This window comes from Parabacteroides hominis, assembly GCF_014287585.1.
Classification (GTDB): Bacteria; Bacteroidota; Bacteroidia; order Bacteroidales; family Tannerellaceae; genus Parabacteroides; species Parabacteroides hominis.
The window spans coordinates 24239-49508 of the sequence record NZ_JACOOJ010000037.1 but is presented as its reverse complement, the minus strand read 5'-3'; the positions used below and the strand labels follow the sequence as shown (position 1 = coordinate 49508).

Sequence of the window (25270 nt, the reverse complement as noted above, 5' to 3'; positions counted from 1 at the left end):
AGTTTCACCATAGTTATTATATTAATGTATATTAGAATATCCAAGCATTGGGATAATCGTCCGGATACAAATGTAGGGATAATATTCGTATCTTTGCCTACTGTAAACATGAGTAAGAATAGATGAAAATGAAAAAAAATTGGATTTTGGGGGTTGCCGTTTGCGGTATATTGTCCGTATCGGATGCAGCGTATGGACAATCGATTAAAGACATCTTGAATTCTGCTGCCGTGAAAGACGCTGTAACTGCTGTTACCGGAGGCAAAAAGCTGACGGTGGAAAATCTGTCCGGCACTTGGACGTATGTGAATCCAGCTATCCAGTTGGAAGGTGATAATGCTTTGAAGAATGTGGCGGCAAGCGTGGCCTCTTCCGAGATGGAAAAGAAGCTGAAGGAATATTGCGCGAAAGTCGGGATCATCGAGGGGGCATTCAATTATACTTTCAATACTGACAGCACGTTTACGAGTGTTTTGAAAGGCCGTACTTTGAAAGGCTCTTATTCTTTTAATCCGGACGATAAGACGATGGAACTGCATTATGGCAAGATCGGCAAATCGAAACTGACGACGATGACGGCTCACGTCGTTGTCACCAACGACCAACTCTCTTTGCTCTTCAATGCCGATAAATTACTGGACTTCCTGACAAAACTGTCTGCCGTCTCCAAAAATACGACTTTGCAAACGCTCAACAAGCTCGCAAGCCAGTATGATGGGATGATGATGGGCTTCGAGCTTAAAAAATGATAATGTGATAATAAGTCAATGTGCCAATATGCCAATGTGAGAATGCCGATTCTGATTCGTATCATACATTGGCATATTAGTACATTGTTCTATTGGCATATTATTGCTTCTTCCTGTATTCGTCAACGATTTCCAATAGCTTTGCACCATAGTATTCGACGATCTTTTTTCCGATACCGGGGATTTTGAGAAGATCGCGCCCGCTGGCAGGCAAGGTGTTGACTACGCCGATCAAGGCTTTTTGTTGCAGGATCGTATAAGGTGGAAGGCCTTTTTCGGTTGCCACTTCATAGCGCCAATGCTTCAGGCTGGCATATAGTTCCGGGTGTTTGATGTCGGCCGATATTTCCAGCTTGGCCGGCTCCGATGATTTTTCGGAGCGTTTGCGTGCGGTTGGAGCAGGCGGTTGTTCGATGCTTGCTTTGGCCTTGGCCGACAGATAGCCGGGAATCGTGAATCCCTCTTGACAACCTTGCAAGGTTGACAGCTTGATACGAAGGTCTTCGTTCCACTTGTCCAGTGCGTTTTTGACTGTTTTGCGTGTCTCTTTATTGTCGATTTCCACGTTCGATGCTTCCTGTAGCGGGGTACAGAGCCGCTCTATTTGCTCCAGGAAATAAGCTACGCCTTTGCGGACGCGCTCCTGTATCGTTTCGTCTTTCAGATAATCAGTGTTGCCTGCTATCAGCCGTTTCAGTTGCTGGATGAATCGTTCTCCGACATCTGTGATCGTGGAACGGAACACATCGCGGGTGTTGGAATACTGTACGCTCAATTCCGGATATAGTTTTTGCAGGTTCCCGTACACGACAAAGGCGGCATATTGTATGCGCTGCTGGAGGTTGTTGAAGTCGAACAGTTCACAGATCAGTTCCGTGAAATAGAGCTGCTGTGCAACCTGCATTTGCTCTTCACGCGGTTGGCGGCTTTCGACCGATGAAGTGAATTCCTGTATCCGGTAATCGTTGATCATGGCGTTGCGGGTGATCTGGCTGCTCAGTACGAGGCCTTCCAATGTCTTGCAACGGCTAAGAGCGACATACACCTGTCCATGCGAGAAAGCGGCCGAAGCATCAATAATGGCATGCTCGAAAGTCAATCCCTGGCTCTTGTGGATAGTGATTGCCCAAGCAGTTTTCAGCGGATACTGGCTGAAGGTTCCGGAAATGGTTTCGGTGATTTCCTGTGTTTCGGGATCGATCGTGTATTTCACATTGTTCCAGGTTTCCTTTTCGACGACGATCTCGTTTCCTTCCTGGTCGACTACGGTTATCTTGTTAGAATTGATAAATACGATTTTTCCGATCTTCCCGTTGTAATACCGCTTTTCGGAAGACGAGTCGTTTTTGACGAACATGACTTGCGCGCCACATTTCAGGATAAGCTTGTCGTCGGTCGGAAAAGAATATTCCGGGAAATCGTTATTGATCTCGGCCGAAAAAGTATAAGGCTGTCCGGGAAGTTCCGCCAGTTTCCGGTTGTTGATCTGCTGTGCCTGGTAGTTGTGCGTCGTGAGCGTGATGTAGCCCGATCTTTCGTCCGGTCTGAAGTTGGGGATGTACCGCTGGTTCAGCCGTTGCAGGGTCTCGTCGTCGAAGCGGTTCTCACGGATATTATTCAGCAGGTTGATAAAATTCGCGTCGCTCTGGCGATAGACATGTGTCAGTTCAATACAGAAATAATTACTTTCAGACAGGGCTTTGCTGTCGAAAAAGAAAGTGGAGGGATAGTGCTCTTTCAGCAGATTCCATTCATCATCTTTGGCGACAGGCGCTAATTGTTGCAAGTCCCCGATGAGCAATAGCTGGACGCCGCCGAAAGGTTTGCTGCGATCTTTATAGCGGCGCAGGACGTCACTGATGGCGTCCAGCAGGTCTGCCCGCACCATACTGACTTCATCGATCACCAGCAGGTCCATGCTTCGGATGATATTGATCTTGTCCTTGCGGAATTGGTTCTTGAAATCTGGTTTGCCTCCCCGATATTCCGGCGAAGACGGAATATAAGGGCCGAACGGCAATTGGAAAAAGGAGTGGATAGTGACACCCCCTGCATTAATGGCAGCTACCCCGGTTGGCGCTACAACGATCATTCGTTTAGGAGAAACCTCTTTAAGCCTTTTTAAAAAGGTAGTCTTGCCCGTTCCGGCTTTTCCTGTCAGAAAGAGGTTGGTTCCGGTGTTCTGCAGTAAGTTGAAGGCGAGGTCAAACTGTTGGTTTGTTTGCATGGCGATTTTGTAATATTGTTAGTTCTTACAAAATTAGGAAAAATATTAGAATCGCCAATATATTAGAGGGAAAACGGTTGTTTTACACAGCAAAGAAGTCTAATGACTGAATATTTTCAGCATTTTCATTTCGGTGAAAATAAATTTTCACTGGCAAGAAAATAAATTTTCACTGGCAAGAAAATAAATTTTCACTGGCAAGAAAATAAATTTTCACTGGCAAGAAAATAAATTTTCACGCTATGGAAAACTTATTTTCCTGCCGGGGAAACATGTTTCTTATACAACCAAAGCCGCAATGAACTGTATAAAGAGGATCAGGAACACCATCGCAATCGGATAAACGGTCGCATAGGCGATGCTGGGAGCGGAGTTGTCAGTCATAGAGTCGGCTGCTGCAAGTCCCGGCGTGCTGGTCATACCTCCGGCAATCGTTCCGATCAGATCCAAGAGATGTATTTTGAAAACAAAATGTCCGAACAGGACAGCCACGATCATCGGGACTATCGTGATGGCCAGACCGACCCCGAACAATGTCCACCCGCTTTCCTGGAAAGTCGATACTAAGTTGACGCCGGCAGATGTTCCGACCTCGGCAAGGAACAGCAACAGCCCGATCTGGCGAAGCAACTGGTTGGCAGAACCGGACATGGACCAGATGATCGGCCCGGTCTTTCCGATTGCGCTCAGGATAAGCGCGACAATCAGGATGCCGCCTGTCAATCCCGGTGAGAAAGAAAAAGAGTCCGAAAAGGATATATTCAGTTTCCCGAACAGGACTCCGAGGACGATACCGGCAGCAATCGGGAAGAAGTCCGTGTCGGACAGTTTCTTTTCGTCATTCCCGAATACCTGTCCCAATTCCTTGATGTCTTCTTTTTCTCCGGCAACCATCAGCTTATCACCGAATTTCAGCAACAGATCCGGTTCGGGCGAGAGGTCGATCCCGCTTCGGCGCACGCGGGTGACGGTACAGTTGAACGTGCGTTGCAGGTTCAGGTAGCCTAAGCTTTTATTGATGACATTCTTATTCGTCACCAACAGCGATTGCAATTCCTGGGTGCTGCCGAAAGGAAGGTCGTTCTCCACCCGTTCCCCGACGAGAAGGGCCATCTGTTCCAGTGACTTGTCGTTGCCGACAGCCTTGATCAGGTCTCCTTCGTGCAGGACTGTCTGCGCAACCGGTATGCTTGTCTTGTCCTTATGTTTCACGCGGGAGACAACGGCTCCTGTCATGGAACGGAGTTGCAGTTCGGCAAGCGTCTTCCCGAATATATGTGCATTCGTTATGCGGAAAGTAGCCGTGTGCAAAGGAGGATATTTCCCCTTCCGCTGCGTTTCGAGCGCTTTCGCCTCGGCAACAATATCCTTGCGCAACATTTTCGGCAGTAGCTTGATGAAGAGGATCACCCCGATCACTCCGAACGGATAAGCGATACCGTAGGCGATGGAAGCGGAAGATGAATGCGTGCTGTCGATCGCGACGGCAAGACCCGGCGTACTGGTCAGTGCTCCGGCGATCAGACCCACGAGGCTCGGTGTGTCGACTCCTACTACATATTTAAGTATCAAACCTGTAAGACTGGCGGAACCGACAATCAACAGCGTCAATATAATCAACGTCTTCCCTTTCGAGCGAAAGGAACCGAAGAATCCGGGGCCCGCTTGTATGCCAATGGTGAAAATGAACAATACCAAACCGAAATTTCCCAGTTCCTTAGGAATGATTACCCCGAAATGCCCGAACAGGAGAGCGATAAAGATAACGGCTGATACATCGAGAGAGAGACCTTTGATCTGTATTCTGCCCAACATGAACCCTAAGGCGATAATCAGGAACAAGGCAAAATAAGACGATTGAAGCAATGTTTCAAACATGTCAAATAGTTTTGTTGTGAAGATTTATGTTTGCAAAATTACACTTTTCTGTCCGCATAGACAATCTCCTGGCGAGATTTCTGTTACCTTTGCATCCGAAATTAAACAGAAGCAAGGATATCCGGACGTGAACAGATACTTTATATATTTAGGTTATAACGGCAAAAAGTTTTGTGGCTGGCAGATACAGCCGAATGGAATCACAGTACAGCAATCCATCGAAGAAGCACTGGCGACCTTGTTGCGCCAGCCGGTCCCGATCGTGGGAGCCGGGCGGACGGATGCCGGCGTACATGCCCGCCTGATGGTGGCTCATTTCGACTGGCAGGAACCGATTGCCGACCTCGCTTTTCTGGCGGAGAAGCTGAACCGCCTGCTTCCCAAAGATATCGCGGTCTACCGGATCGTGCCGGTGCGTCCCGACGCGCATGCCCGGTTCGACGCTACTTCCCGTACCTATAAATATTATATCACGACCCGGAAAGACCCGTTCAATTACGAACTGGTCTATAAGATTCCGGGAAAGCTCGATTTCGAAGCGATGAACAGTGCTTGTCCGGTTCTATTCGACTATATAGACTTCACCAGTTTCAGCAAGCTGCACACGGACGTGAAGACGAACAACTGCCGCATCTATAAAGCCGGTTGGGAGAAGGAAGGTGATGTATGGGTTTTTACCATACAGGCGGACCGTTTCCTGCGTAATATGGTGCGTGCCATAGTCGGGACACTTTTAGAAGTGGGACGAGGCAAGCTCTCCGTCGACGGTTTCCGCCAAGTAATCGAAGCCAAAGACCGTGCCCGCGCCGGAACCTCCGCCCCCGGACACGCTCTCTATCTGGTCGACGTCACCTACCCCGAAGAACTTTTTCAGTTGAAAGTTGAAAGTTGACAGTTGTGCCTTTTTTAGGGGAAAAAATATTATTCAGAAACTTTCAACTTTCAATTCTCAACTTTCAACTGTTATGTGGCTCGGATTAGCCTTCATCTCCGCCTTCCTTTTAGGCTGTTATGAAGTAAATAAAAAGATTTCGTTGGATGGCAATGCCGTTATTCCGGTTTTGTTTTTCAATACATTGATAAGCAGTCTTATCTTCGTCCCTTTTATTTTTCTTTCGTTCTTTACGGATGTGCTCGACGGGACGATGTTGTATGTGCCGCGTGTCCCTTTTGAGACACATGTGGCAGTGTTTATAAAAGCCGTGATCGTCTTGTCGTCTTGGATATTCGGTTATTTTGCCCTGAAGCATTTGCCGCTGACCATTACCGGGCCGATCAAGGCGACGCAGCCGGTCGTGACGCTGGTTGGGGCCATGCTGATCTTTGGCGAACGGCTGAACGTGTATCAATGGATCGGGGTGATTCTTTCCATTGCTTCTTTCTACCTCCTTTCTTCATCCGGGAAAAAAGAGGGCATCCGTTTTACGCACAATAAATGGATCTTCTTTACCGTCTTGTCCATCCTCACCGGAGCGGCGAGCGGTTTGTACGACAAGCACCTGATGGGAAGCCTGGATGTGATGACGGTGCAGGTCTGGTTCAATGTCTATCAATGCCTGATGATGTTGCCGATCCTCCTGTTCCTCTGGTATCCGCGCCGGAAAAGCACGACGCCGTTTGTCTGGCACTGGAACATTATTTTTATCTCCGTCTTCCTCTGCGTGGCGGACTGGATTTACTTTTATGCCCTGACCTTCCCTGGTTCGATGATTTCCATCGTCTCGATGGTGCGTCGCAGCAATGTGCTGGTCACCTTCATCGCCGGTGCTTTGTTCTTCCATGAAAAGAACCTGAAAAGCAAGGCGATCGACCTGTTTTTAGTATTATTAGGAATGATATTCCTGTATCTCGGTACGCGCTAAAACACTAAATGTTTTTTACTATATCTGTAAAGTTTGACCAGTTTTCAACTTTATAGCCTCTGATGTCACGGACTGATTCGCAGAACCACTGGATCTTTTTCAGGGCCTCTATAGCTCTGAAGAGGTTTCCCAAATCATCACTTGCAGTAAGGTAAGTACTTCCTTGAATCCACTCAAAACCGTTTTTCTTCAAGTACGGAAACCGACATGTCAAAACTTATGGCAAACATACTTTTTGGTTTTGAGGTTTGAACAAGTCTTCGGTCTCAGCAGAGATGACGACACCCACGAATGGGTTGTTTTCCACTTCGATAATTGTCCCTTCTATCCAATTTGGCAAGTGGGTAAGATCAGGGGAAATTAATATTTTATCTCCTACTGTTTTCATATACGTTACCTTTTACGATTACTTATGGCAAAGGTAGATATTTTATTTTTATCTTTGTCACTGTAAATTCAATTTAAGATATGAAACGATTATTTCTTTCTATATTGCTTTGTGTGTTTGTGTGGGGGATGAAGGCGCAGGATATGGATGCGGTTTTTGTCGCCATGCCTGACCAATATGTTCCCCAGCTGGAAAATGCCTGGCGTAAAGATTTGATAGACTTGTATAATTCAGGAAAGGAAGCGAAGTTGAAAAACACCATGAACGGTTTTTCTACCCTGAAGAAGCTGACGGATGATTACCTGTTGTTGCAGGTGACGGATCGCAGCACGGTGGAGATGAAACTCCTGCCGCTGGTCAACGATACCTATGTCGTTTGTATGGTCACGACCGTGTACGGCCCCGTTCCCGACAGCCAGGTCGAGTTTTTTACGACAGACTGGAAGCCGCTGGATGTTACCGATTTGTACACCCCGGTCCCGGCAGAATGGTTTATTGAAGATGATGCCGACAAGAACCGTACCGCCTTTATCGAAGCGACTGCCCGTCTGGATATGGACTTGCGGAAATACTCGCTTAGTCCCGACGACCAGACGTTGACAGTCGAATATACGACACCCCGATACCTGACGAAAGCCGAACGTAAGCAGGTGGAACCTTTCTTAAAGAATGAACCTAAAGTTTATACCTGGGAAAAGTCCCATTTTAAGTAAGCGACCTGTCAATTTACCAATCATATCCGGGGGCAAGCATCGCACTTTTGGTGACAACCTGTGCTTTGGAGTCGAGTACGACATGTATCTCGTTGTTATTCTGTTTCAGTTCGAAATCGTAAAACAAACCGTCCGGCCGTTCGATTACTGTGACGTCTTCTACGTCATATTGGTTGTAGGCCGAACTCTGCAACGCATCCATAACCGCTACAGGCACGTCCCGCCCGCTGATTTCCCAGTGTGTGGACACCCATTGGTCTTTTGAGTCGAACCATACTTCTTTGTGTACATTCTTTTCTTGTATATCCACTTCCGTCCCGTTAGCTTCTTTTTCAGATTTCAGAATTGTTGCAGTCGGATACTTCTGTTTCAGGAAATTCAGGATGGGAGTTGCGACGTTCTCGGCAGGTGCTTTTTGTTTTTGCCGGCTGTTGTTGCATGCGGCGAATAAAGTGAGGCTGCATAAACAAAGTAGCAAGATGGATAATTTAGTTTTCATGACTTGTTGTTTTTTTATTGTTACTATTCGTGGCGAGTTCCCGATTGAACTCTGTCTCGATATAAACAAATCTCTTGTAGGCAAGGTTGTCCTCATAAATGAAAAAGCATCCTGGCATATAGATGTGAAAGTATTTCAATAAAACATGAAATATTGCCGCATATCTGTATAATCGGTTGTTTGTCTGTTTATCCTCTGTTTTTTATTTGCGGGTTTCATAAAAAAACAGTTTCTTTAAGATAATTTTTAGAGAGGATGAATGATGATAAAAGATTTGCTGAAAATATGTTTCTGTGGATTGGCCGTTTTGTGGGTGTCAGGCAGTTGTTCCTATAAGCAGTCCGGAGAATCCGATACGGAAAGAATCCTGACAGATTCGATCTTGGCTGTTTACCAGGATTCAATGGCCGGATCGCCGCAGAGGGCAATAGATGCCTTTTCCGGAATGCGGTCGCGCCTGCAGGATAGTTTGTGTATTAATATGTTGTTGTCGCATGAATCCAAATGCTATTATTATTTGAACCGGATGGAAGACGCCATGCGCATAAATGCACGGGTAATCGATTTTTGCCGTAATAATCCTTCTTCTGACGATCATCTGTACTTATTGGCTGAAACATATAATAACCAAGGCGTTTACTGGCAGGAACAAAGTGAGCGCGATTCGGCTATCTCCGTATTGAAATCGGCTGTCGCGATTTTGCAATCGACAAAAAACAGGAGCGTGCTTCCTTCCGTTTATATGAATTTGGCTGATTGTTACCTGCATAACAGCGATTTTTCCCGGTGCGGTTTCTATTACCGGAAAGCTCTTCTTGTGGCAGATTCGCTGGGAACAGGCGTTCGCGATCATTTTGCCATTTATTCAGGTCTGGCTAAACTGTATCTGGATTTGGAAAACTATCCCGAAGCCGATGCTTATTTCACTCTGGCAGAGCAGGCAGACAGTTTGTGCACACCTTATGAACGATATTTCTTTTGCAATACACGAGGGAATTATTATTATAACACCAAAGAATATGAAAAAGCCCTCGATTGGTTCAAAAAAGCGGACAGCATTACGGATAATTTCCCTCAACCGCTTTATAAGGCGATTGTCCGGGGGAACATGGGGGAAATATTTATATTGGACAAACAGCCGGATTCGGCTCGCTACTATCTCGATGATGCACGGCGGCTGTTCGGGGAGGCTTACGAACAACCGTCTTTACGTTATTATATGGATGGTTTGTATGTTTCATTGGCATTGTTGGAGAACGATCTCCCGAAGGCGGAACAATTGCTGTCCCGTACGTATGATTTGCATTTGGTCAATCCGCTTTATACCTATTATAATAATCGCCGGATGCAAGAATTGTACTATAAGAAAAAAGATTTTCGTAAAGCCTATGAATTTAAGGCGAAAGCAGATTTGTTTAACGATTCGTTGCGGAATGTGAAAGTGAAGAACAGCCTGGCGGAAATCGACTTCCGTTACAGGCAGGATACTACTTTATTGAAGAAAGATCTCCAGCTAATGGGAGTAAGCAGTGAGATGGCCCGTTGGAAAACAATTGCCCTTTATAGCGTCTTGTTGTTCCTTTTGTTTTTCTCAGCCTCTTTTTGCTGGATCTTGTATAAGAGGAGGAAGCAGGAAAAGCAGTATTGGACACAGAAGGCAACCGTGAACCGCCTGCGTATGGCAGTAGTCCGGAATCGTATTTCCCCTCACTTCATATTTAATGCATTAAATATCATATTGCCGACTTTCCGGCAATATGATATTTAATGCATTAAATATCATATTGCCGACTTTCCGGCAATATGAGGGGCTGGATAAACCGATCCGCCTGCTGATAAAAGTCCTGAGAGGAAATCTGGTATTCTCGGAACAGATTGCCGTCCCTCTAAAGGATGAAATACAGTTGGTCAAAGAGTATTTGCAATTGCGGTTGCTGGGTGATCCGTCCCGGATCAGGATTGGCTGGGATTTGCCTTCCGTCATACCGGATACCTGGCTGATCCCTTCCATGTCGATCCAGATACCGGTCGAGAACGCAGTGAAATATGCTTTTGATCCGGAAGACGAGAATGCCTCTATACAAATACGGATAATGGAGAAACGACAATCTCTTTATATCGATATCGAAGACAATGGCATCGGCCTCTCTGTTTCCGGAAATCCCCGGCAGGAAGAGCAGGGGACCGGATACGGGTTGGAAATTTTACGTCAGACTGTCGATATCCTGAACAGTCGGAATAAGAATAAAATGAGCTTTATTATAAATGACCGTAGTCACCTTGAACCGGATGGCCACGGCACTTTAGTTTCGATAATAGTCCCGTTTGATTATACATTTGAGTTATGAATGATGAAATTTCTGTTGTAATTGTAGATGACGAAGCGGCTTCGATCCGTAATCTAAGCAATGACTTGGCAGCCTATGACGACATCCGGATTCTGGAAACGACAACATCGGCGGAGAAGGCGCGCAAAATAATTGTTCGTCAGCAGCCCGACTTGCTTTTCCTGGATGTGGAGATGCCGAAGATGTCGGGTTTCGACCTCTGCCAGAGTATTCGTGCGGATGTCCATGCGGATATGCGTGTCGTGTTTTACACCGCCTATGATAAATATGTTTTGGAGGCTTTGAGGGCATCTGCCTTTGATTATTTGCTGAAGCCTTATCTTCCGGAAGAACTGGATGCTGTCATCGAACGTTTTCGGTGCGTTTTCTACCGGAATAAAGTGAATATGGAACAGTCCATGCGTCGTTTGCTGGCGGACGATTGCAAGTTTGCCATTCAGACGGTGACCGGCTTGTTGTTTTTGAAGCGTAGTGATGTCCTGATGTTCCGCTTTTCCGATATGTATCGTTGTTGGCAACTTTATCTTGCCAACCGTACGGAGTATAAACTACGAATGAGCCTTTCTGCCCGTGACCTTTTGAACATGAGTGTTTCGTTTGTCCAGATCAGCCAGAACTGTATTGTCAATATAGATTATTTATGTTCGATCGAAAACAAAACACTCGAATGCCACCTTTATCCCCCTTTCAATGATATCGAACTGGTCGCTTCGCGCCGGTATTACGGGAAGGTGAAAGAACTATTGGAGATTATATAACAAATCCGGATATCCTAATTGTTTTTTCATTTATCCGGCGGGTAAAAATTTTTTATAATGAACTCTTCGACAAGAGAAGCCGAGGTGCTTTTTTTGTTTCCACTTATTAGTTGTTTTCTTCCGCATAACAGCAAAATCTGCAACTTGTCTGATTTTAGAAAAAAAACTGCTTGCCTGAAAGAATGTGTTTTTATATATTTGAAAGCTATATTTAGGTTTGTTTATAGAAAAGAGATTGCAAGCAGAGTAGGGTACGGTGGTGTACAAATAATAAATATAGTGTGTATGAAAAGGTATTGGACAAATGGGGTTAAATGGGCTATCATTTTAGCTTGGGCAATTCCGGTTTTGGGTTTTGCCCAAGCCGACGGCTCCGGTCTGTCTGCTAAGGCGGGTGAGAACAAGAGGTGGGGATATGAGAACAAAGGGGAGAAAAGCGGTTGGTGGCAGAAAGCGGCTACGCTTTCCAATAACGGGATTTTGGGTACAGGGATTTCGTTTGGAAACCAGTTGGATGATATCTTACATGTCGGTTATGAGACGGAATGGGCGATTCCTGTTCAGTATGAAAAAGTAGCCAAACGGTTTGGAGAGAACCTTGCGGGCGTGCAGTTGAACGGGAGGGTCGGTTTTATCGACCGGTATAACCGTTTTATCATCGAGCCGCAGTTTGAACCGGTCGACAAGTTAGAAGGATTCAGCCGGGGACTGGCGGTGGTTAAGAAAGACGGGATGTACGGGTTTATCGATAAATCAGGGCGATTTGTGATCCCTCCTAAATTCGAGTGGGCGGAGAATTTTGAGGAAAATGATCTGGCGGCTGTGAAGATGGACGGCAAGATCGGGGCGATCGACCTGAAAGGTAAAATTGTCGTTCCCTGTAAATACAAGCTGAAGGAGATGATGACGAAGCTTCCTACTTCAAATAAACTATATAAGGAAACCGCTAAAAAAGTAAAGTCTGACCGGGATAATGGAGTGTATGACGAACTGCTGGTTAAAATAGACGAGGCCGGGAAAGCCTCTGACGCATTGATTTTGGACAGCCTCTACCGTACTTCCGTTCCGGCTGATTCGCTTTGGTCCGTCCCCATGCGCTATGAAGAAATTGCACGTGTGGGCGATGGCTTTGCTTTGGTTGCACAGGACGACAAATGGGGCGTAGTGGATCACTATGGACGCCTGGTAATCTCTTGTTCGTTTGATATGATCGAATATATGCCGGACAGCGAGATGTTTGCTGTTTATAAGGATGAGTCAGTCGGGCTGTATAGTCGGACCGGAGCGTTGCTTGTTCCTCCGAGTTATGACCGGATAGAACCTTTTGTTGGCGGGACTTCTGTCGGGTGGATCAATTTCGAGCACGGGCAGATCGGAGCCGATGGTCTGGTAATGGATGATTTGCTGGATCGGGCGTTTGCCAAAGCCGTTGTGTACGATGAAGCAGGTTTGCATTCGGAAGCACGTGTGCAATATAAGAAAATACTGTGTATCGATCCGACTTATGCAATGGTCCATAATAATCTGGGGATTATGGATATTGAAGGGGAAAGTTTTAAAGAAGGAATGAACCGTTTAAAGATTGCCAATAAACTGGACCCAGAGAACAAAGAGATAGAAGCCAATCTGAAACAAGCCAAGAAAGACCGGCGCGAACGTCGATGGAACCGTGTTGAACAAGGTTTTATGACTGCGGCAAACATTATCGGGGTTGCTGCGGGAACGGCATTGGCTGTAGATGCCGTGAAGAACGGCGGCGGTGATGCCGCTTCGATCGGACAGGCGGTGAATAGTTTAGCGTCAGGCGATGTTGCCGGTTATGTGTCGGCAACGAGCAATATGTCGTTGGCCGCGCATGCAAATGACGGTGGAGGTTATGCCGGAGCTGATTATAGTAGTGGGGGAAATTCAGGTGGAGGCGGAAACAACTGTGCTTTCTATCGTTCCGAAATCAAACGGCTTTCTTCCCGCCTGGCACATGGAACCGAGGCGAATGCAGGACGAAAAGGACGTGCGGCAGGTATGAATAAAGCCCATTCGATTTCACCGGATTTGGCCGACGGGGCGAGTGCAAGCGATTATCGGGTAATCCATAGCTCGGATCGACTGAACAAGACATACGCGAAGTCTCTGGAGCAAATGCAACAAAAGGCGATAAAGGCCGGATGCACATTCTAAGAAACAAGAAAGGTCGGAAGTTTTTTCCGGCCTTTTTTATTTTTTCCGGGTTTCCCATGTTATGTTTTCGTTTCTTTGTCGTCATAATAGCAGAAATGGAACTCGAAACGTTTAAAATAACCGTGCTGCCGCTCCGGGAGAAGTTGATCAATATTTCCTGGCGGATGATGGAGGACAGGTCAGATGCAGAGGATATCGTGCAGGAGACTTTTCTGAAATTGTGGCAGATCCGCGAGAAGCTGGACGGCTATAACAGTGTCGAGGCGCTGGCTGTACAGGTGGCTAAGAACCTGGCGCTGGACAAACTGAAACAGCACCGGCCGGAAGGGACGGATGTCGCCTTGCTTTCGCTCGATTCGGGAACAAGGAACCCGGCGGAAGAGTTGGAACAGCACGATACGGTTGACCGTATCCGTTGGCTGATAAGTAAGCTGCCCTCGCTCCAGCAAACCATTATCCGGATGAAAGACGTCGAAGGATATGAGTTGGCGGAGATAGCGGAGATAACAGGCACTCAGGTCGAAGCGGTCCGGGTGAATCTTTCGAGAGCCCGGAAAAAGATACGGGAACAGTTGATGAAGGAAATGTGATTTATAATTAAAGGTTTATGGAAAAGAGGAATCTACATATGATAGAAGAGCTGCTGGAACGGTATTTCGAAGGTGAGACTTCTGCCGCGGAAGAAAAGCTGATCCGTGCCTTTTTTGCTTCGGGGGAAGTGCCGGAGCATCTGGCCGCCTATGCTCCCCTGTTCGCCTATTTTGACGAAGAAATAGGACGTAACGCGGAAGCGCGAGGTGACAAACCGGATTTGGAATCCGAACCGGTATCTGTTCCGCTCCGCCCAGAGAACAGGAAACGCGCAGCCCTTTACATCCTTTCCGGCGTGGCTGCCTGCGTGCTGGCTCTGTTGAGTCTTACCCGTCTGCTGTATCCCGCCGATCCCTGTTTCTGTTCCGACAACTATGTCGTGATAAACGGCCGTTGCTATACCGATATCCATAAAGTCCGTTCACTGGCGATCGAAGCGTTGCAGGAGGTGGCCACTCCTGCCGATGATTACTTCCCGGAGATGGATAAGGATGAGGCGGACCGCCGAATAATAGATAATCAATTAAAAGAATTAGGTAGTCTTTTTAGTGAGGACGAATAAAAGAATATCAAGATGAAACAGTTGAGATATAGATTATTAATAATGTTGGCAGCCTTGATGTTGTTGCCGGCCGGTCTGGGAGCTGCCGAAGCGCAGAAAGACCTGAAGATACAGGATGTCTTTACCCGCTACGGGAAAAAGAAGAATGTCACGATGGTGGAGCTTTCCAATGAAATGCTGGAAACATACAGTATGACGCGTTATAAGAGCATTACGATCAAGAACGATCCGGAAGCTCTTCGCTTTACCCGCCAATGCCTGGAAGCCGATCAACGGGGAGCACGCAAGATCAAGGAGGTGACGGACGACGGGGGAGTGGTTTCCGCTTATTACCAGCTTCCGGGCAAAGACCCAGACGTGAACCGCTTTGTCCTGTTCAAAGTCAACTCCAAAGGAACGATCACGCTGGTCTACATCGAAGGCGAGTTGGACAGTGACGACCTGATCACTCTTTTATTTACCAAAAAAGATTTATAAACTGATAAACAAGAAATGATATGAAAAGATTTCTACTGATCATAGCCGCATGCTTTCCTGCCATCGGATTGCTGGCTGCAGATGTTGAACCGATGCCGACCGATACGGTCATCCGGTTGGAAAACAAACGTATCGTAGTGAAGGACAACGGCGAACGGATGAAAGTGAAGGTGTATGAACTGACCGAAGAAGGTGATTCGATAGACAGTGAAATGGTCTTCGAGGGGCATTACCGGGACGGACAGAGTTACGAACGGCGCAAACATATCAAGTCGATCAATATCCCGATCCCTTCCTGGGACAAGGATTTCGACCCGCACTGGGCCGGCTTTGGCATGGGCTTCGCCAACTTTTCCGGTAGCGACGGGATCAACGATGTGGACGGTGTTTCGCTTCGTAGCGGTAATTCATTGGAATATAATTTGAATTTTATGGAGTTCAGTTTCCCCTTCTCCCGTCATAGATGGGCGGTCGTGACTGGGGCCGGTATGCGCTGGAGCCGTTATCGGCTGGATATGAATGCACATTTTCAGGAAGTGGACGGCGTGACGCAGTTGGTCCCCGCTCCCGAAGGTATCGTCTATAATGCCAGCAAGTTGAATATCACCAGCCTGACGATCCCTGTTCTGCTTGAATGGCAGTCGCCGAAACATCGCCGCAAGTCTCCGCGTTTTTTTGTCTCCGGTGGTGTCGTAGGTGTGATTAAAACCATTTCTTCTTCCAAAATCGTCTATCATGATGCGGATGGCGAAAAACGTAAGAAAAAGATGGACCGGGGCATGAACCTTCGTCCGGTAACAATGGATTTTCTTTTTCAGGCAGGTGTCGGTTGCATCGGTTTCTATGCCAAATATTCTCCTTTCGGCCTGTTCGAAAAAGATAAAGGCCCGAAAGTGCATCCTGTTTCTTTGGGATTGCAGTTACATCTTTAATCTTGTTTGGCATCATTCTTTAGGATAAGGATTATCCTCTAAATACTCCCTGATTGTTTTTATTTAATTAGGGTTCACACTGTTTGAAAAAAGCTGTAGATCAGCATGTTGCTGTGAACCCTGTGAATGCTGGATAAAAAAAGGCGGGATTGACCGATAGGATCGGCTGATCGTAAACAGGGTTCACTGCCTTCACAACAAGTCGCTGTCCATCAGTTCTTTTACCGGCTGTGAACCCTGTTTTCAGTTTTATTATATAAGGGATCTGATTGCTTCCTGTCCCATAAAATATAGGTTATAGGCTAAAAAATACAGCCTTTAGCCTGTCCGGGAAAAGCCTATAGGGTAGCAGGAAAAAGGTAGGCATCCATTCGGCAACCGATACCGACCTTTTCGGGAAGCGACAGGCATCTATAGGAACAACTTCACATACGAGGTTTGAGTCTGATAGACGCAGATTAAAATAAATAAACAGGATTTTTTGACGCGGATTTCGCGGATAAGGCGAATTAAACACCTGATACATATTTCTTATCCGCGTTATTCGCGAAATCCGCGTCAAAATTATATTTGCGTCTATCAGACTCATCTTTTGGCAATGTTGAATGTGAATTTGGGTGGTTGCCTTAAATAATTGTTCCAGTTGGCAATATATTCCGATATTAATCGTATATTTGCAATGCTATTTTTACCAAAAGGTAGGGAATCCTGCCATTATTTTTTCACGACGGCCATTTTTATGTCTGTTTGTGATACACTTCATATGGCGGTTCCGCACCCCCGTATGGAGTGTTAATGCACCCAATACCTTTTGGTGAATAGCAACGGGACAGGCGGAATCGCTTTTATATTTGCTCTTCCAAACTGTTCCCATAGTATTCACCATTAAATTTATCTATTATGGAGACAAATCAAAGTAATTTCCCGGCAGTCGGAGGTATGGAGTGTGTGACAATCCCTGCGTTTAATATTTCGGACGAAGAGATGAAAGCCTACTATCTGAAAGAAGCTTATTTGACAGACCGCCATGCCTGCACGCCCAACCGTACCGAATTCGAGTTACTGAACATCCTTTTGAAAAAGCAGAAAAAGATTTTGCAATTCCTTTCCAAACTAACTCAGTTCCCGTGGAGCGAAACAATGATTGATTTGCAAGCAGCTTGTCTGCCGTTGATGGTAGCCGATTCTGTTTCAGGTGAAAACCGTCTGGTTACAGGTAAGATGGTGGTGCAAACCATGCAAGGTGTTTCCAATATATTGGTAAACAAAGATGTTTTGGCCTCGTTGGTTATGACTTATAATCGTCATTATCAGAATGTCAGATATTTGTTGAGGCAGTTTTCCGAGTATGATGAAAAGAAAGACTTGTCGCGTTCGGGTTCAACAATTTAGTCTTCCAGTTTGTTCTATCTCCGTATTAACAAATAAAACACAGATAATTATGGCTGGAATAATGAACACTTTGTGGGACGAAAGTTCTGAACTGGAAGATGAAACACTTACCCCGCGTCCGGTCTTGTCCGATGATTACACGGCTCATGATGTAACCAAATTGGACGAAACGATTGAAAAGGCGGATGAAAACGAGAAGATTATCGAAGAATCGTTGAAAACGTCTCAGGATAAGTAATTTGTTCCCGGCTGTTTCGTAAGTTTGCGGACAGCCGGGTTTTCGCTTTATGTAGCACTCTTTAATAGTTGGTGACGGGAAATTATTTTCATACCTTATATACATATTGAAAATAAATCCCTACTTTTGTGCTCTAAAACATTAAAATAAACCCAACGAAGATGGCTGCAACAAAACGTATTAAACGTGCATTGGTATCGGTATACCATAAAGATGGATTAGATGAAATTTTAAAGAAGCTCCACCGCGAAGGTGTTAGTTTTGTGTCGACAGGTGGTACTCAGAAGTTTATAGAAGACTTAGGACTCCCGTGCGATGCGGTAGAGGACCTGACCGGCTATCCCTCTATCCTGGGCGGACGTGTGAAGACGCTTCACCCGAAAGTGTTCGGCGGCATTTTGAACCGTCGTGACAACGAAGGCGATCAGGCCCAGATCGTCCAATATGAAATTCCTGAAATAGACTTGGTGATTGTCGACCTGTATCCGTTTGAGGAAACAGTCGCTTCCGGTGCGGAAGAACAGGCAATTATCGAAAAGATAGATATAGGCGGTATTTCTCTTATCCGTGCCGCCGCAAAGAACTTCAAAGATGTAGTGATCGTAGCATCCAAAGCCCAGTATCAGCCGTTGATGCAGTTGCTGAACGAAAAAGGTGCGGAAACTTCTATCGAAGACCGCAAATGGTTTGCCAAAGAAGCGTTTGCCGTTTCTTCAGGCTACGATTCTGCTATCTTCAACTACTTCGACGATCGCCAGGGTTCGCATTTCCGTGCTGCCGTAGACGATCCGATGCACCTGCGCTACGGTGAAAACCCGCACCAGGCTGCCAAGTTCTATGGCAAGTTCAATAATATGTTCGACCAGTTGCATGGTAAGGAAATCTCTTATAACAACCTGCTCGACATCGACTCTGCTGTAAATCTGATTGACGAGTTCGACGAACTGACGTTCGCCATCCTGAAGCATAACAATGCCTGCGGTATCGCATCTCGTGGCAACGTGGTCGAAGCATGGAAAGATGCTTTGGCCGGCGACCCGGTATCTGCTTTCGGCGGAATCCTGATCACGAATACGACCGTAAACAAGGAAGTGGCGGAAGAGATCAATAAGATTTTCTTCGAAGTGATCATCGCTCCGGCTTATGATGCCGATGCACTTGAAGTACTGAAACAAAAGAAAAACCGTATCATATTGGTCCGCAAGGAATGCAAGACTTGTCCGATGCAGTTCCGTTCGTTGCTGAACGGCGTGCTGATGCAGGAAAAAGACCTTAGCATTCAGGGTGAAGCCGATCTGGAACCGATGACGGAAAAGAAACCGACGGCTCAGGAAGTGGAAGACCTGTTGTTCGCCAACAAGATCGTGAAGAACAGCAAGTCTAACGCTATCACGTTAGTGAAGAACAAACAGCTTTGTGCAAGCGGTATCGGACAGACTTCACGTGTGGACTCTCTGAAACAAGCTATTGAGAAGGCCGCTTCATTCAATTTCGACCTGAATGGCGCCGTTATGGCTTCGGATGCGTTTTTCCCGTTTGCCGACTGTGTGGAAATAGCCGACAAGGCCGGTATCACTGCCGTTATTCAGCCGGGAGGTTCTATTAACGACAAGCTATCCGTTGATTATTGCAACGAACATGGCTTGGCTATGGTCAAGACGGGTATTCGTCACTTTAAACATTAATTAAAATGGGATTATTTTCTTTTACACAAGAATTGGCAATGGACCTGGGGACTGCCAATACCATTATTACCTGCAATGATAAGATGGTAGTGGATGAGCCTTCCGTAATCGCTCTGGATGCTCGTTCGGAAAAGGTGCTGGCGGTAGGACGCCAGGCACGTGAGATGTACGAAAAGACCAATCCGAATATTCGTACGATCCGTCCGCTCCGCGAAGGCGTCATTGCTGACTTCTACGCTGCCGAGCAGATGATGCGTGGATTGATCAAAATGGCCAGCGGACGCAAACGTTGGTTCGCTCCTTCGCTACGTATGGTGATCGGTATCCCGTCAGGTAGTACGGAAGTTGAAATCCGTGCCGTACGCGACTCTGCCGAACACGCCGGTGGCCGTGAAGTATATATGGTTTTCGAACCGATGGCTGCCGCTATCGGGGTCGGCATGGATGTGCTTGCTCCGGAAGGAAACATGATTGTCGACATAGGTGGCGGTACGACCGAGATCGCAGTGATTTCGCTGGGTGGTATCGTTTCCAACAAGTCTATCAAGATGGCGGGCGATGACCTGACGAACGATATCGTGGAATATATGCGCCGCCAGCATAATATACGCGTCAGCGAACGTATGGCGGAACGTATCAAGATCAATGTCGGCTCCGCTTTGAGTATCCTCGAAGACGCTCCCGAAGATTTTGAAGTATGCGGTCCGAACCAGATGACGGCTCTGCCGATGAAAGTGCCTGTTTCCTACCAGGAGATCGCGCATTGTCTGGACAAGTCGATCTCCAAGATTGAAGCAGCCGTTCTGAGCGCGTTGGAACAGACGCCTCCCGAATTGTATGCCGATATCGTGAAAAACGGCATCTATCTGGCCGGTGGCGGCGCTTTGCTGCGTGGCATCGACAAACGTCTGCGCGACAAGATGGGTATCGAATTCCATGTGGCGGACGATCCTTTGCATGCTGTTGCCAGAGGTACGGGGATTGCGTTGAAGAATATCGACAAATTTAATTTCCTTATCCGGTAAATATAAGTTGAAAGTTGAGAGTTGAAAGTTGAATGTAAACGGGTGGCACACTTGCCGATTATTCAACTTTCAACTTTCAACTTTCAATTTTCAACTGATTATGCGTAAACTCCTGGATTTTTTAGTCAGAAAGAGGCATTGGTTCTTATTCATTTTGCTTGAGGTCATATCGTTGACACTGGTTTATCGCAATAATGCGTATCAACGGAACATCATGTTCAGTTCGGCAAATGTGATAACCGGACATATTGCTTCTGTCTCCGGCTTTGTGACTTCCTACCTGAACCTGCGTGACATAAACCGGGAGCTCCTGGAACGTAACGGGCAACTTGAAATGGAGTTGCTCGAATTGCAGGACCAGTTGGAGATGATGCGGGCCGACACGGCATTGTTTGCCGGTTTTGCATCCGACTCGACCGAACAGTTCCCGTATAGTTTTGTGACGGCGGATGTCGTGAACAACAGTGTTACGCATTTATCCAATTATATCACGGTAAACAAAGGCCGTAAGGATGGAGTGGAGCCGGATATGGGGGTTGTGTCCGAACGGGGTGTCGTGGGAATCGTGTCGACGGTTTCCGACCATTTTTCCGTTGTAATCCCGCTGTTGAACCCGAAGTTTAAACTGAGTTGCAAGGTGTTGGGGAGCAGTTATTTCGGAACATTGAGCTGGAACGGGCGTAACGCGCGTTTTGCCAATCTGGACGAATTGCCGCGCCATGTGGAGTTTGAGAAAGGGGATACGATCGTGACGAGCGGTTATTCCGCTATTTTCCCGTCCGGGATTATTGTGGGTAAAGTTGTGAATTTCGAGAAACAGCATGATGATAACTTCTATTCGCTTGAAGTGGAACTGGCTACTGATTTCCAAGCTTTGAACAATGTGCGTATCATAAAGAATTACCGTCAGGCGGAGCAAAAAAATACAGAGCGGGAGGCAAAAAAGAATGATTAACAGTATACTGCGAGGCTTCATCTATTTTGTGGTGCTGGTGTTGGCCCAGGTCTTGATCCTGAACAATATCCATTTCCTGCGTGTGGCCACGCCGTTCTTGTATCTTTATTTCATACTGAAGTTGGCGGTAGGAATATCCCGCACGAATGTGGTGTTTTTCTCTTTTCTGATCGGGTTGGTGATCGATATATTTTCAAATACGCCCGGAATGCATGCGTTTGCCTGCACGCTGGCCGGTTTTATCCGTCACCCGTTGATTCAGTTGTTGATGGGAAAAGACCTGCCGGAAGGAATTTATCCTTCTTATAAAACGTTCGGATATGGCGGTTTCTTCCGCTATACGCTGCTCTTTGTCGTGATTCATCATGTAGCGTTGTTTTTGATCGAGTCGCTGACGCTTTTCGACCCGCTGTTCCTGGCGATCCGCATTGCGGCAAGCGTGGTGACTACGACTTTATTAATTTGTACAATAGAAGCATTCAATATAGAGTCCCAGAAAAGTGGAGATTAATACGAAGTATACTCTTGAGAACAGGCGTTTCGTGATTGGCGGCGCCGTTGTTCTGCTGGTTCTCATCTTTATCATTCGTCTGTTCTTCCTGCAAGTGGTGGACAGCGACTATAAAGCGTGGGCTGACAGCAATGCGTTTCAGAAAAAGACATTGATCCCTTCCAGGGGTATCATTTATGACCGCAACGGGAAATTGCTGGTCTATAACCAGCCTTCTTATGAGGTCATGCTGATCATGCGCGAGATTCAACCGTTCGATACGCTCGACTTCTGCAATATCCTCGGCATTACAAAAGAACTGTTTGTGAAACGTATAGCCGAAATTAAGAACAGGCGGTTGAATCCCGGCTATTCTTCCTATGTCCCGCAGGTGTTTATGAATCACCTCTCTGCACAGGAATGCGGCGTTTTGCAGGAAAAGTTGTATAAATTCCCCGGCTTTTATATTCAGAACCGTACGATACGGGAATATGAATATCCCTATGGCGCCCATCTGTTGGGTAATATCGGGGAGGTCAACCGGGGGGATATAGAAAAAGATCCCTACTATGTGCAGGGAGATAATGCCGGACGTTCAGGCGTGGAGTTGTCTTACGAAGAGGCTTTACGCGGTGTGAAAGGCGTGGAGATCCTGTTGCGTGATGCGCATGGACGTATAAAAGGACGGTATGAAGAAGGCCGTCACGATGTGGCTCCCGTGTCCGGCAAGAACCTGACGCTTTCGATCGATATGGATTTACAGGCATTGGGTGAGAAGCTGATGCAGAACAAGAGGGGCAGTATTGTCATGATCGAGCCGGAAACAGGGGAGGTTCTGTGCATGGTTTCTTCGCCTTCTTACGATCCGAACTTGTTGGTTGGCCGCCAGCGGGGGAAGAACCATATCATGCTGTCGAAAAATTCGGATAAACCTTTGTTGGACCGTGCCATCATGGGCCGTTATCCTCCGGGTTCGACATTCAAGCCGACGCAGGCATTGACTTTCCTTCAGGAGGGGGTGATTACGACAGAGACCATGTACACCTGTGCACATGGATATACAGGAGCCCGGAACGGTAAACCGGCCTGCCACGGCCATGCTTCTCCTTTAAATGTGATCTATGCGTTGGCAACTTCCTGCAACTCTTTTTTTTGTTGGGGTTTGCGTGATATGATCGATAGCCGCAGGCGTTATTCGAGTGTGGAAGAGGCGTTTGAAGTCTGGAAGAACTATCTGGTGTCAATGGGGTATGGCTATAAGTTGGGGATTGACTTGCCTGGGGAAAATAGAGGTTTCCTTCCGAACAGCGAGTATTATAGCAAATATCATGGTAGGCGTTGGAGTTCGAGTACCATCATCTCTATCGCGATCGGGCAGGGTGAAGTGTTAGCTACGCCTTTGCAGATTTGCAATTTGGCGGCGACCATTGCCAACCGGGGATATTTTATTACTCCGCATGTCGTGAAGGAAGTGCAGGACACCCCGTTGGATTCCCTTTATACGGATAAACGGTACACGATGGTGGAGCGCAAAAATTATGAAATCGTAGCCGAAGGTATGCGGAATGCCGTTATAGGCGGGACTTGCCGGGGGGCGGCTATTCCGGGTATCGAAGTCTGCGGCAAGACTGGTACGGCCGAAAATCCGCATGGGAAAGACCACTCGGCTTTTATCGGTTTTGCTCCTTATCAGAATCCGAAGGTGGCCATCTGCGTGTATGTGGAGAATGGCGGTTTCGGTGCGACCTACGGTGTGCCGATCGGCAAGTTGATGATGGAGAAGTATCTGAAGGGCGAGATCTCGGAAGAGAATAAGTTGCTGGAAGAGACCATGTCGAATGCGGTTGTATCGCCAAACGTTTTATCTTTACCGAATCGTGAGTTATAGGAAGACAGAAATATGGAAGACAGTTGACTGGTTGACGATCATCCTTTATGTGGTGTTGATCGTTGCCGGTTGGTTCAGCATCTGCGGTGCCAGTTATGAATTTGATAACGTGGGGCTGTTCGACCCGTCGGGCCGTCCCGGTTCGCAGTTGATGTGGATGGGATTGTCTGTAGGGTTGATCTTTGTGATCCTGATGTTGGAGAGTGAGTTTTTTGATGTTTTTGCCTATCTGATATATGCCGGTGTCATTGTGTTGCTGATCGCTACGATCTTCTTAGCTCCTAATATCAAAGGTTCCCATTCGTGGCTCGTATTGGGGCCTGTCAGGTTGCAGCCGGCGGAGTTTGCCAAGTTCGCAACGGCGCTTGCTGTTGCGAAGCTGATGAATACGTATGGTTTCAAGTTGACTACTCCTAAAAACTTCATGCTCGTCTTGTTGCTGATATTCCTGCCGATGGTTTGCATCCTGTTGCAGCAGGAGACTGGATCGGCGCTGGTTTACCTGGCTTTCTTCCTGATGTTATACCGGGAGGGGATGTCGGGATATATTCTTTTGTCGGGAGTCTGTGCAGTTGTCTTTTTTGTCGTCAGCATGAAGTTCTCGGATGTAACGGCGGAAGCTACGGCGATGGGAGAGTTGCTTGTTTCTTCTTTGATCCTGTTGATCACGCTTATCCTGATACGGATCGAAAGGAAAGATACCCGTGCGATACAGGTGATATTGGGTGCTGCAGGTGTTGCCTATTTAGGAGGGTATGCCGCTTCTTTCTTTATGCCGGTCGATTATTCCCTGATATCGATCGGGTTGGTATTGCTGTCCGCCTGCTATCTGATTTTCCTTTCTGTCCGCAACTGGGTGTGGCATTATGTGTTGATAGCTGTCTTTGCATTGGGATCGCTGGCTTTTATGTATTCGGTGGATTATGTGTTTACCGATATCTTAGAACCGCATCAACAGATACGCATCAAGGTTTCATTGGGATTGGAAGACGATCCGAGCGGTGCCGGCTATAATGTGAACCAGTCGAAGATCGCGATCGGTTCGGGCGGGCTCACCGGAAAAGGCTTTCTGAACGGTACGCAGACCAAGCTGAAGTATGTACCTGAGCAAGATACCGACTTTATTTTTTGTACGGTAGGTGAAGAACAAGGGTTCATCGGAGCCTCGGTAGTCCTGTTGTTGTTCGGATTCCTGATCCTGCGCCTGATCGTGCTGGCGGAGCGGCAAAGTTCCACTTTCAACCGGGTGTACGGCTATAGTGTCGCTTCTATCTTTTTCTTCCATTTGGCCATTAATATCGGGATGGTGACGGGGCTTACACCTGTGATCGGCATTCCGCTGCCTTTCTTTAGCTATGGTGGCTCTTCCCTTTGGGGATTCACGATCCTGCTTTTTATCTTTCTTCGCTTAGATGCCTCCAGAAGGGAACGGTAG

At 46.8% G+C, this 25270-nt stretch carries 24 protein-coding genes and 1 pseudogene; 20 read left to right on the top strand and 5 right to left on the bottom strand.

Annotated features, from left to right (window positions below):
* Positions 1-128: 128 nt before the first annotated feature.
* The gene (locus H8S65_RS16900; RefSeq protein ID WP_186931035.1) at positions 129-749 is read left to right on the top strand and encodes a DUF4923 family protein; all 621 of its coding nucleotides are present in this window, start codon (positions 129-131) and stop codon (positions 747-749) included.
* Positions 750-849: 100 nt separating this feature from the next.
* Here the strand turns inward: H8S65_RS16900 and H8S65_RS16895 are convergent, their stop codons facing one another.
* Both H8S65_RS16895 and H8S65_RS16890 read right to left on the bottom strand, forming a co-directional pair.
* Complete coding sequence (locus H8S65_RS16895; protein WP_186931034.1) at positions 850-2976, bottom strand: HRDC domain-containing protein; 2127 nt, start codon at positions 2974-2976, stop codon at positions 850-852.
* Positions 2977-3255: 279 nt separating this feature from the next.
* On the bottom strand, positions 3256-4854 hold the full coding sequence (locus H8S65_RS16890; RefSeq protein ID WP_186931033.1) for an aspartate:alanine exchanger family transporter: 1599 nt from the start codon (positions 4852-4854) through the stop codon (positions 3256-3258).
* A 127-nt stretch (positions 4855-4981) separates the two neighbouring features.
* Between H8S65_RS16890 and truA the strand changes: the two genes are divergently transcribed.
* Positions 4982-5746: a tRNA pseudouridine(38-40) synthase TruA gene (gene truA, locus H8S65_RS16885; RefSeq protein WP_186931032.1), complete on the top strand. Its 765-nt coding sequence runs from the start codon at positions 4982-4984 to the stop codon at positions 5744-5746.
* A gap of 73 nt (positions 5747-5819) precedes the next feature.
* Positions 5820-6716: a DMT family transporter gene (locus H8S65_RS16880; protein WP_186931031.1), complete on the top strand. Its 897-nt coding sequence runs from the start codon at positions 5820-5822 to the stop codon at positions 6714-6716.
* A gap of 4 nt (positions 6717-6720) precedes the next feature.
* On the opposite strand, the pseudogene H8S65_RS16875 reads toward H8S65_RS16880, so the two are convergent.
* A pseudogene (locus H8S65_RS16875) lies at positions 6721-6946 on the bottom strand (virulence protein).
* Entirely contained in the window at positions 6934-7104 is a 171-nt protein-coding gene (locus H8S65_RS16870) for a transcriptional regulator (protein ID WP_186931029.1), read from the bottom strand. The pseudogene H8S65_RS16875 and the gene H8S65_RS16870 overlap by 13 nt, the downstream one beginning before the upstream one ends.
* Positions 7105-7184: 80 nt before the next feature.
* On the opposite strand from H8S65_RS16870, the gene H8S65_RS16865 reads away from it, so the two are divergent.
* On the top strand, positions 7185-7817 hold the full coding sequence (locus H8S65_RS16865; RefSeq protein ID WP_186931028.1) for a DUF3256 family protein: 633 nt from the start codon (positions 7185-7187) through the stop codon (positions 7815-7817).
* 13 nt (positions 7818-7830) lie between these two features.
* Here H8S65_RS16865 and H8S65_RS16860 read toward each other — a convergent pair whose 3' ends face one another.
* Positions 7831-8316, bottom strand: a complete 486-nt coding sequence (locus H8S65_RS16860) for a PepSY-like domain-containing protein (RefSeq protein WP_186931027.1) — start codon at positions 8314-8316, stop codon at positions 7831-7833.
* Between the two features lie 259 nt (positions 8317-8575).
* On the opposite strand from H8S65_RS16860, the gene H8S65_RS16855 reads away from it, so the two are divergent.
* The 16 genes from H8S65_RS16855 to rodA all read left to right on the top strand — a co-directional run bounded on the left by H8S65_RS16855 (position 8576) and on the right by rodA (position 25270).
* A complete protein-coding gene (locus H8S65_RS16855) occupies positions 8576-10084 on the top strand; it encodes a tetratricopeptide repeat protein (RefSeq protein WP_186931026.1) in 1509 nt (502 codons plus the stop codon).
* Positions 10074-10664 carry an ATP-binding protein gene (locus tag H8S65_RS16850; protein WP_186931025.1) on the top strand — a complete coding sequence of 197 codons (591 nt, stop codon included), beginning with the start codon at positions 10074-10076 and terminating at the stop codon, positions 10662-10664. The genes H8S65_RS16855 and H8S65_RS16850 overlap by 11 nt, the downstream gene beginning before the upstream one ends.
* The gene (locus H8S65_RS16845) at positions 10661-11422 is read left to right on the top strand and encodes a LytR/AlgR family response regulator transcription factor (RefSeq protein ID WP_186931024.1); all 762 of its coding nucleotides are present in this window, start codon (positions 10661-10663) and stop codon (positions 11420-11422) included. Before H8S65_RS16850 ends, H8S65_RS16845 begins: the two co-directional genes overlap by 4 nt.
* Before the next feature lie 285 nt (positions 11423-11707).
* Positions 11708-13600: a WG repeat-containing protein gene (locus H8S65_RS16840; RefSeq protein WP_186931023.1), complete on the top strand. Its 1893-nt coding sequence runs from the start codon at positions 11708-11710 to the stop codon at positions 13598-13600.
* A 95-nt stretch (positions 13601-13695) separates the two neighbouring features.
* Positions 13696-14190, top strand: a complete 495-nt coding sequence (locus tag H8S65_RS16835) for a GFO_1088 family ECF-type sigma factor (RefSeq protein WP_186931022.1) — start codon at positions 13696-13698, stop codon at positions 14188-14190.
* Between the two features lie 17 nt (positions 14191-14207).
* Positions 14208-14753 (top strand): PG0215 family putative anti-sigma factor, encoded by a 546-nt coding sequence (locus tag H8S65_RS16830; protein WP_186931021.1) that lies wholly within the window; start codon positions 14208-14210, stop codon positions 14751-14753.
* A gap of 12 nt (positions 14754-14765) precedes the next feature.
* Complete coding sequence (locus H8S65_RS16825; protein WP_186931020.1) at positions 14766-15230, top strand: DUF6108 family protein; 465 nt, start codon at positions 14766-14768, stop codon at positions 15228-15230.
* Between the two features lie 20 nt (positions 15231-15250).
* Complete coding sequence (locus H8S65_RS16820; RefSeq protein ID WP_186931019.1) at positions 15251-16162, top strand: porin family protein; 912 nt, start codon at positions 15251-15253, stop codon at positions 16160-16162.
* Between the two features lie 900 nt (positions 16163-17062).
* Positions 17063-17554, top strand: coding sequence for a hypothetical protein (locus H8S65_RS16815; RefSeq protein ID WP_186931018.1), 492 nt, complete (start codon positions 17063-17065; stop codon positions 17552-17554).
* Positions 17555-17603: 49 nt separating this feature from the next.
* The gene (locus tag H8S65_RS16810; protein WP_186931017.1) at positions 17604-17792 is read left to right on the top strand and encodes a hypothetical protein; all 189 of its coding nucleotides are present in this window, start codon (positions 17604-17606) and stop codon (positions 17790-17792) included.
* A 161-nt stretch (positions 17793-17953) separates the two neighbouring features.
* Complete coding sequence (gene purH / locus H8S65_RS16805) at positions 17954-19477, top strand: bifunctional phosphoribosylaminoimidazolecarboxamide formyltransferase/IMP cyclohydrolase (RefSeq protein WP_186931016.1); 1524 nt, start codon at positions 17954-17956, stop codon at positions 19475-19477.
* Positions 19478-19482: 5 nt separating this feature from the next.
* Positions 19483-20502: a rod shape-determining protein gene (locus H8S65_RS16800; RefSeq protein WP_005640987.1), complete on the top strand. Its 1020-nt coding sequence runs from the start codon at positions 19483-19485 to the stop codon at positions 20500-20502.
* A gap of 100 nt (positions 20503-20602) precedes the next feature.
* Positions 20603-21457, top strand: coding sequence for a rod shape-determining protein MreC (mreC, locus tag H8S65_RS16795; RefSeq protein WP_186931015.1), 855 nt, complete (start codon positions 20603-20605; stop codon positions 21455-21457).
* Positions 21450-21968 (top strand): rod shape-determining protein MreD, encoded by a 519-nt coding sequence (mreD, locus tag H8S65_RS16790; RefSeq protein WP_186931014.1) that lies wholly within the window; start codon positions 21450-21452, stop codon positions 21966-21968. The genes mreC and mreD overlap by 8 nt, the downstream gene beginning before the upstream one ends.
* Positions 21958-23835, top strand: coding sequence for a penicillin-binding protein 2 (gene mrdA, locus H8S65_RS16785; protein WP_186931013.1), 1878 nt, complete (start codon positions 21958-21960; stop codon positions 23833-23835). The genes mreD and mrdA overlap by 11 nt, the downstream gene beginning before the upstream one ends.
* A complete protein-coding gene (gene rodA / locus H8S65_RS16780; RefSeq protein ID WP_436277885.1) occupies positions 23825-25270 on the top strand; it encodes a rod shape-determining protein RodA in 1446 nt (481 codons plus the stop codon). The genes mrdA and rodA overlap by 11 nt, the downstream gene beginning before the upstream one ends.

Excerpts from the sequence above, each read along its gene's own strand:
- H8S65_RS16900 (WP_186931035.1), top strand. The coding sequence starts at position 129 with ATGAAAAAAAATTGGATTTTGGGGGTTGCCGTTTGCGGTATATTGTCC.
- H8S65_RS16895 (WP_186931034.1), bottom strand. The coding sequence starts at position 2,976 with ATGCAAACAAACCAACAGTTTGACCTCGCCTTCAACTTACTGCAGAAC.
- H8S65_RS16890 (WP_186931033.1), bottom strand. The coding sequence starts at position 4,854 with ATGTTTGAAACATTGCTTCAATCGTCTTATTTTGCCTTGTTCCTGATT.
- H8S65_RS16880 (WP_186931031.1), top strand. The coding sequence starts at position 5,820 with ATGTGGCTCGGATTAGCCTTCATCTCCGCCTTCCTTTTAGGCTGTTAT.
- H8S65_RS16870 (WP_186931029.1), bottom strand. The coding sequence starts at position 7,104 with ATGAAAACAGTAGGAGATAAAATATTAATTTCCCCTGATCTTACCCAC.
- H8S65_RS16865 (WP_186931028.1), top strand. The coding sequence starts at position 7,185 with ATGAAACGATTATTTCTTTCTATATTGCTTTGTGTGTTTGTGTGGGGG.
- H8S65_RS16860 (WP_186931027.1), bottom strand. The coding sequence starts at position 8,316 with ATGAAAACTAAATTATCCATCTTGCTACTTTGTTTATGCAGCCTCACT.
- H8S65_RS16855 (WP_186931026.1), top strand. The coding sequence starts at position 8,576 with ATGATGATAAAAGATTTGCTGAAAATATGTTTCTGTGGATTGGCCGTT.
- H8S65_RS16850 (WP_186931025.1), top strand. The coding sequence starts at position 10,074 with ATGATATTTAATGCATTAAATATCATATTGCCGACTTTCCGGCAATAT.
- H8S65_RS16845 (WP_186931024.1), top strand. The coding sequence starts at position 10,661 with ATGAATGATGAAATTTCTGTTGTAATTGTAGATGACGAAGCGGCTTCG.
- H8S65_RS16840 (WP_186931023.1), top strand. The coding sequence starts at position 11,708 with ATGAAAAGGTATTGGACAAATGGGGTTAAATGGGCTATCATTTTAGCT.
- H8S65_RS16835 (WP_186931022.1), top strand. The coding sequence starts at position 13,696 with ATGGAACTCGAAACGTTTAAAATAACCGTGCTGCCGCTCCGGGAGAAG.
- H8S65_RS16830 (WP_186931021.1), top strand. The coding sequence starts at position 14,208 with ATGGAAAAGAGGAATCTACATATGATAGAAGAGCTGCTGGAACGGTAT.
- H8S65_RS16825 (WP_186931020.1), top strand. The coding sequence starts at position 14,766 with ATGAAACAGTTGAGATATAGATTATTAATAATGTTGGCAGCCTTGATG.
- H8S65_RS16820 (WP_186931019.1), top strand. The coding sequence starts at position 15,251 with ATGAAAAGATTTCTACTGATCATAGCCGCATGCTTTCCTGCCATCGGA.
- H8S65_RS16815 (WP_186931018.1), top strand. The coding sequence starts at position 17,063 with ATGGAGACAAATCAAAGTAATTTCCCGGCAGTCGGAGGTATGGAGTGT.
- H8S65_RS16810 (WP_186931017.1), top strand. The coding sequence starts at position 17,604 with ATGGCTGGAATAATGAACACTTTGTGGGACGAAAGTTCTGAACTGGAA.
- purH (WP_186931016.1), top strand. The coding sequence starts at position 17,954 with ATGGCTGCAACAAAACGTATTAAACGTGCATTGGTATCGGTATACCAT.
- H8S65_RS16800 (WP_005640987.1), top strand. The coding sequence starts at position 19,483 with ATGGGATTATTTTCTTTTACACAAGAATTGGCAATGGACCTGGGGACT.
- mreC (WP_186931015.1), top strand. The coding sequence starts at position 20,603 with ATGCGTAAACTCCTGGATTTTTTAGTCAGAAAGAGGCATTGGTTCTTA.
- mreD (WP_186931014.1), top strand. The coding sequence starts at position 21,450 with ATGATTAACAGTATACTGCGAGGCTTCATCTATTTTGTGGTGCTGGTG.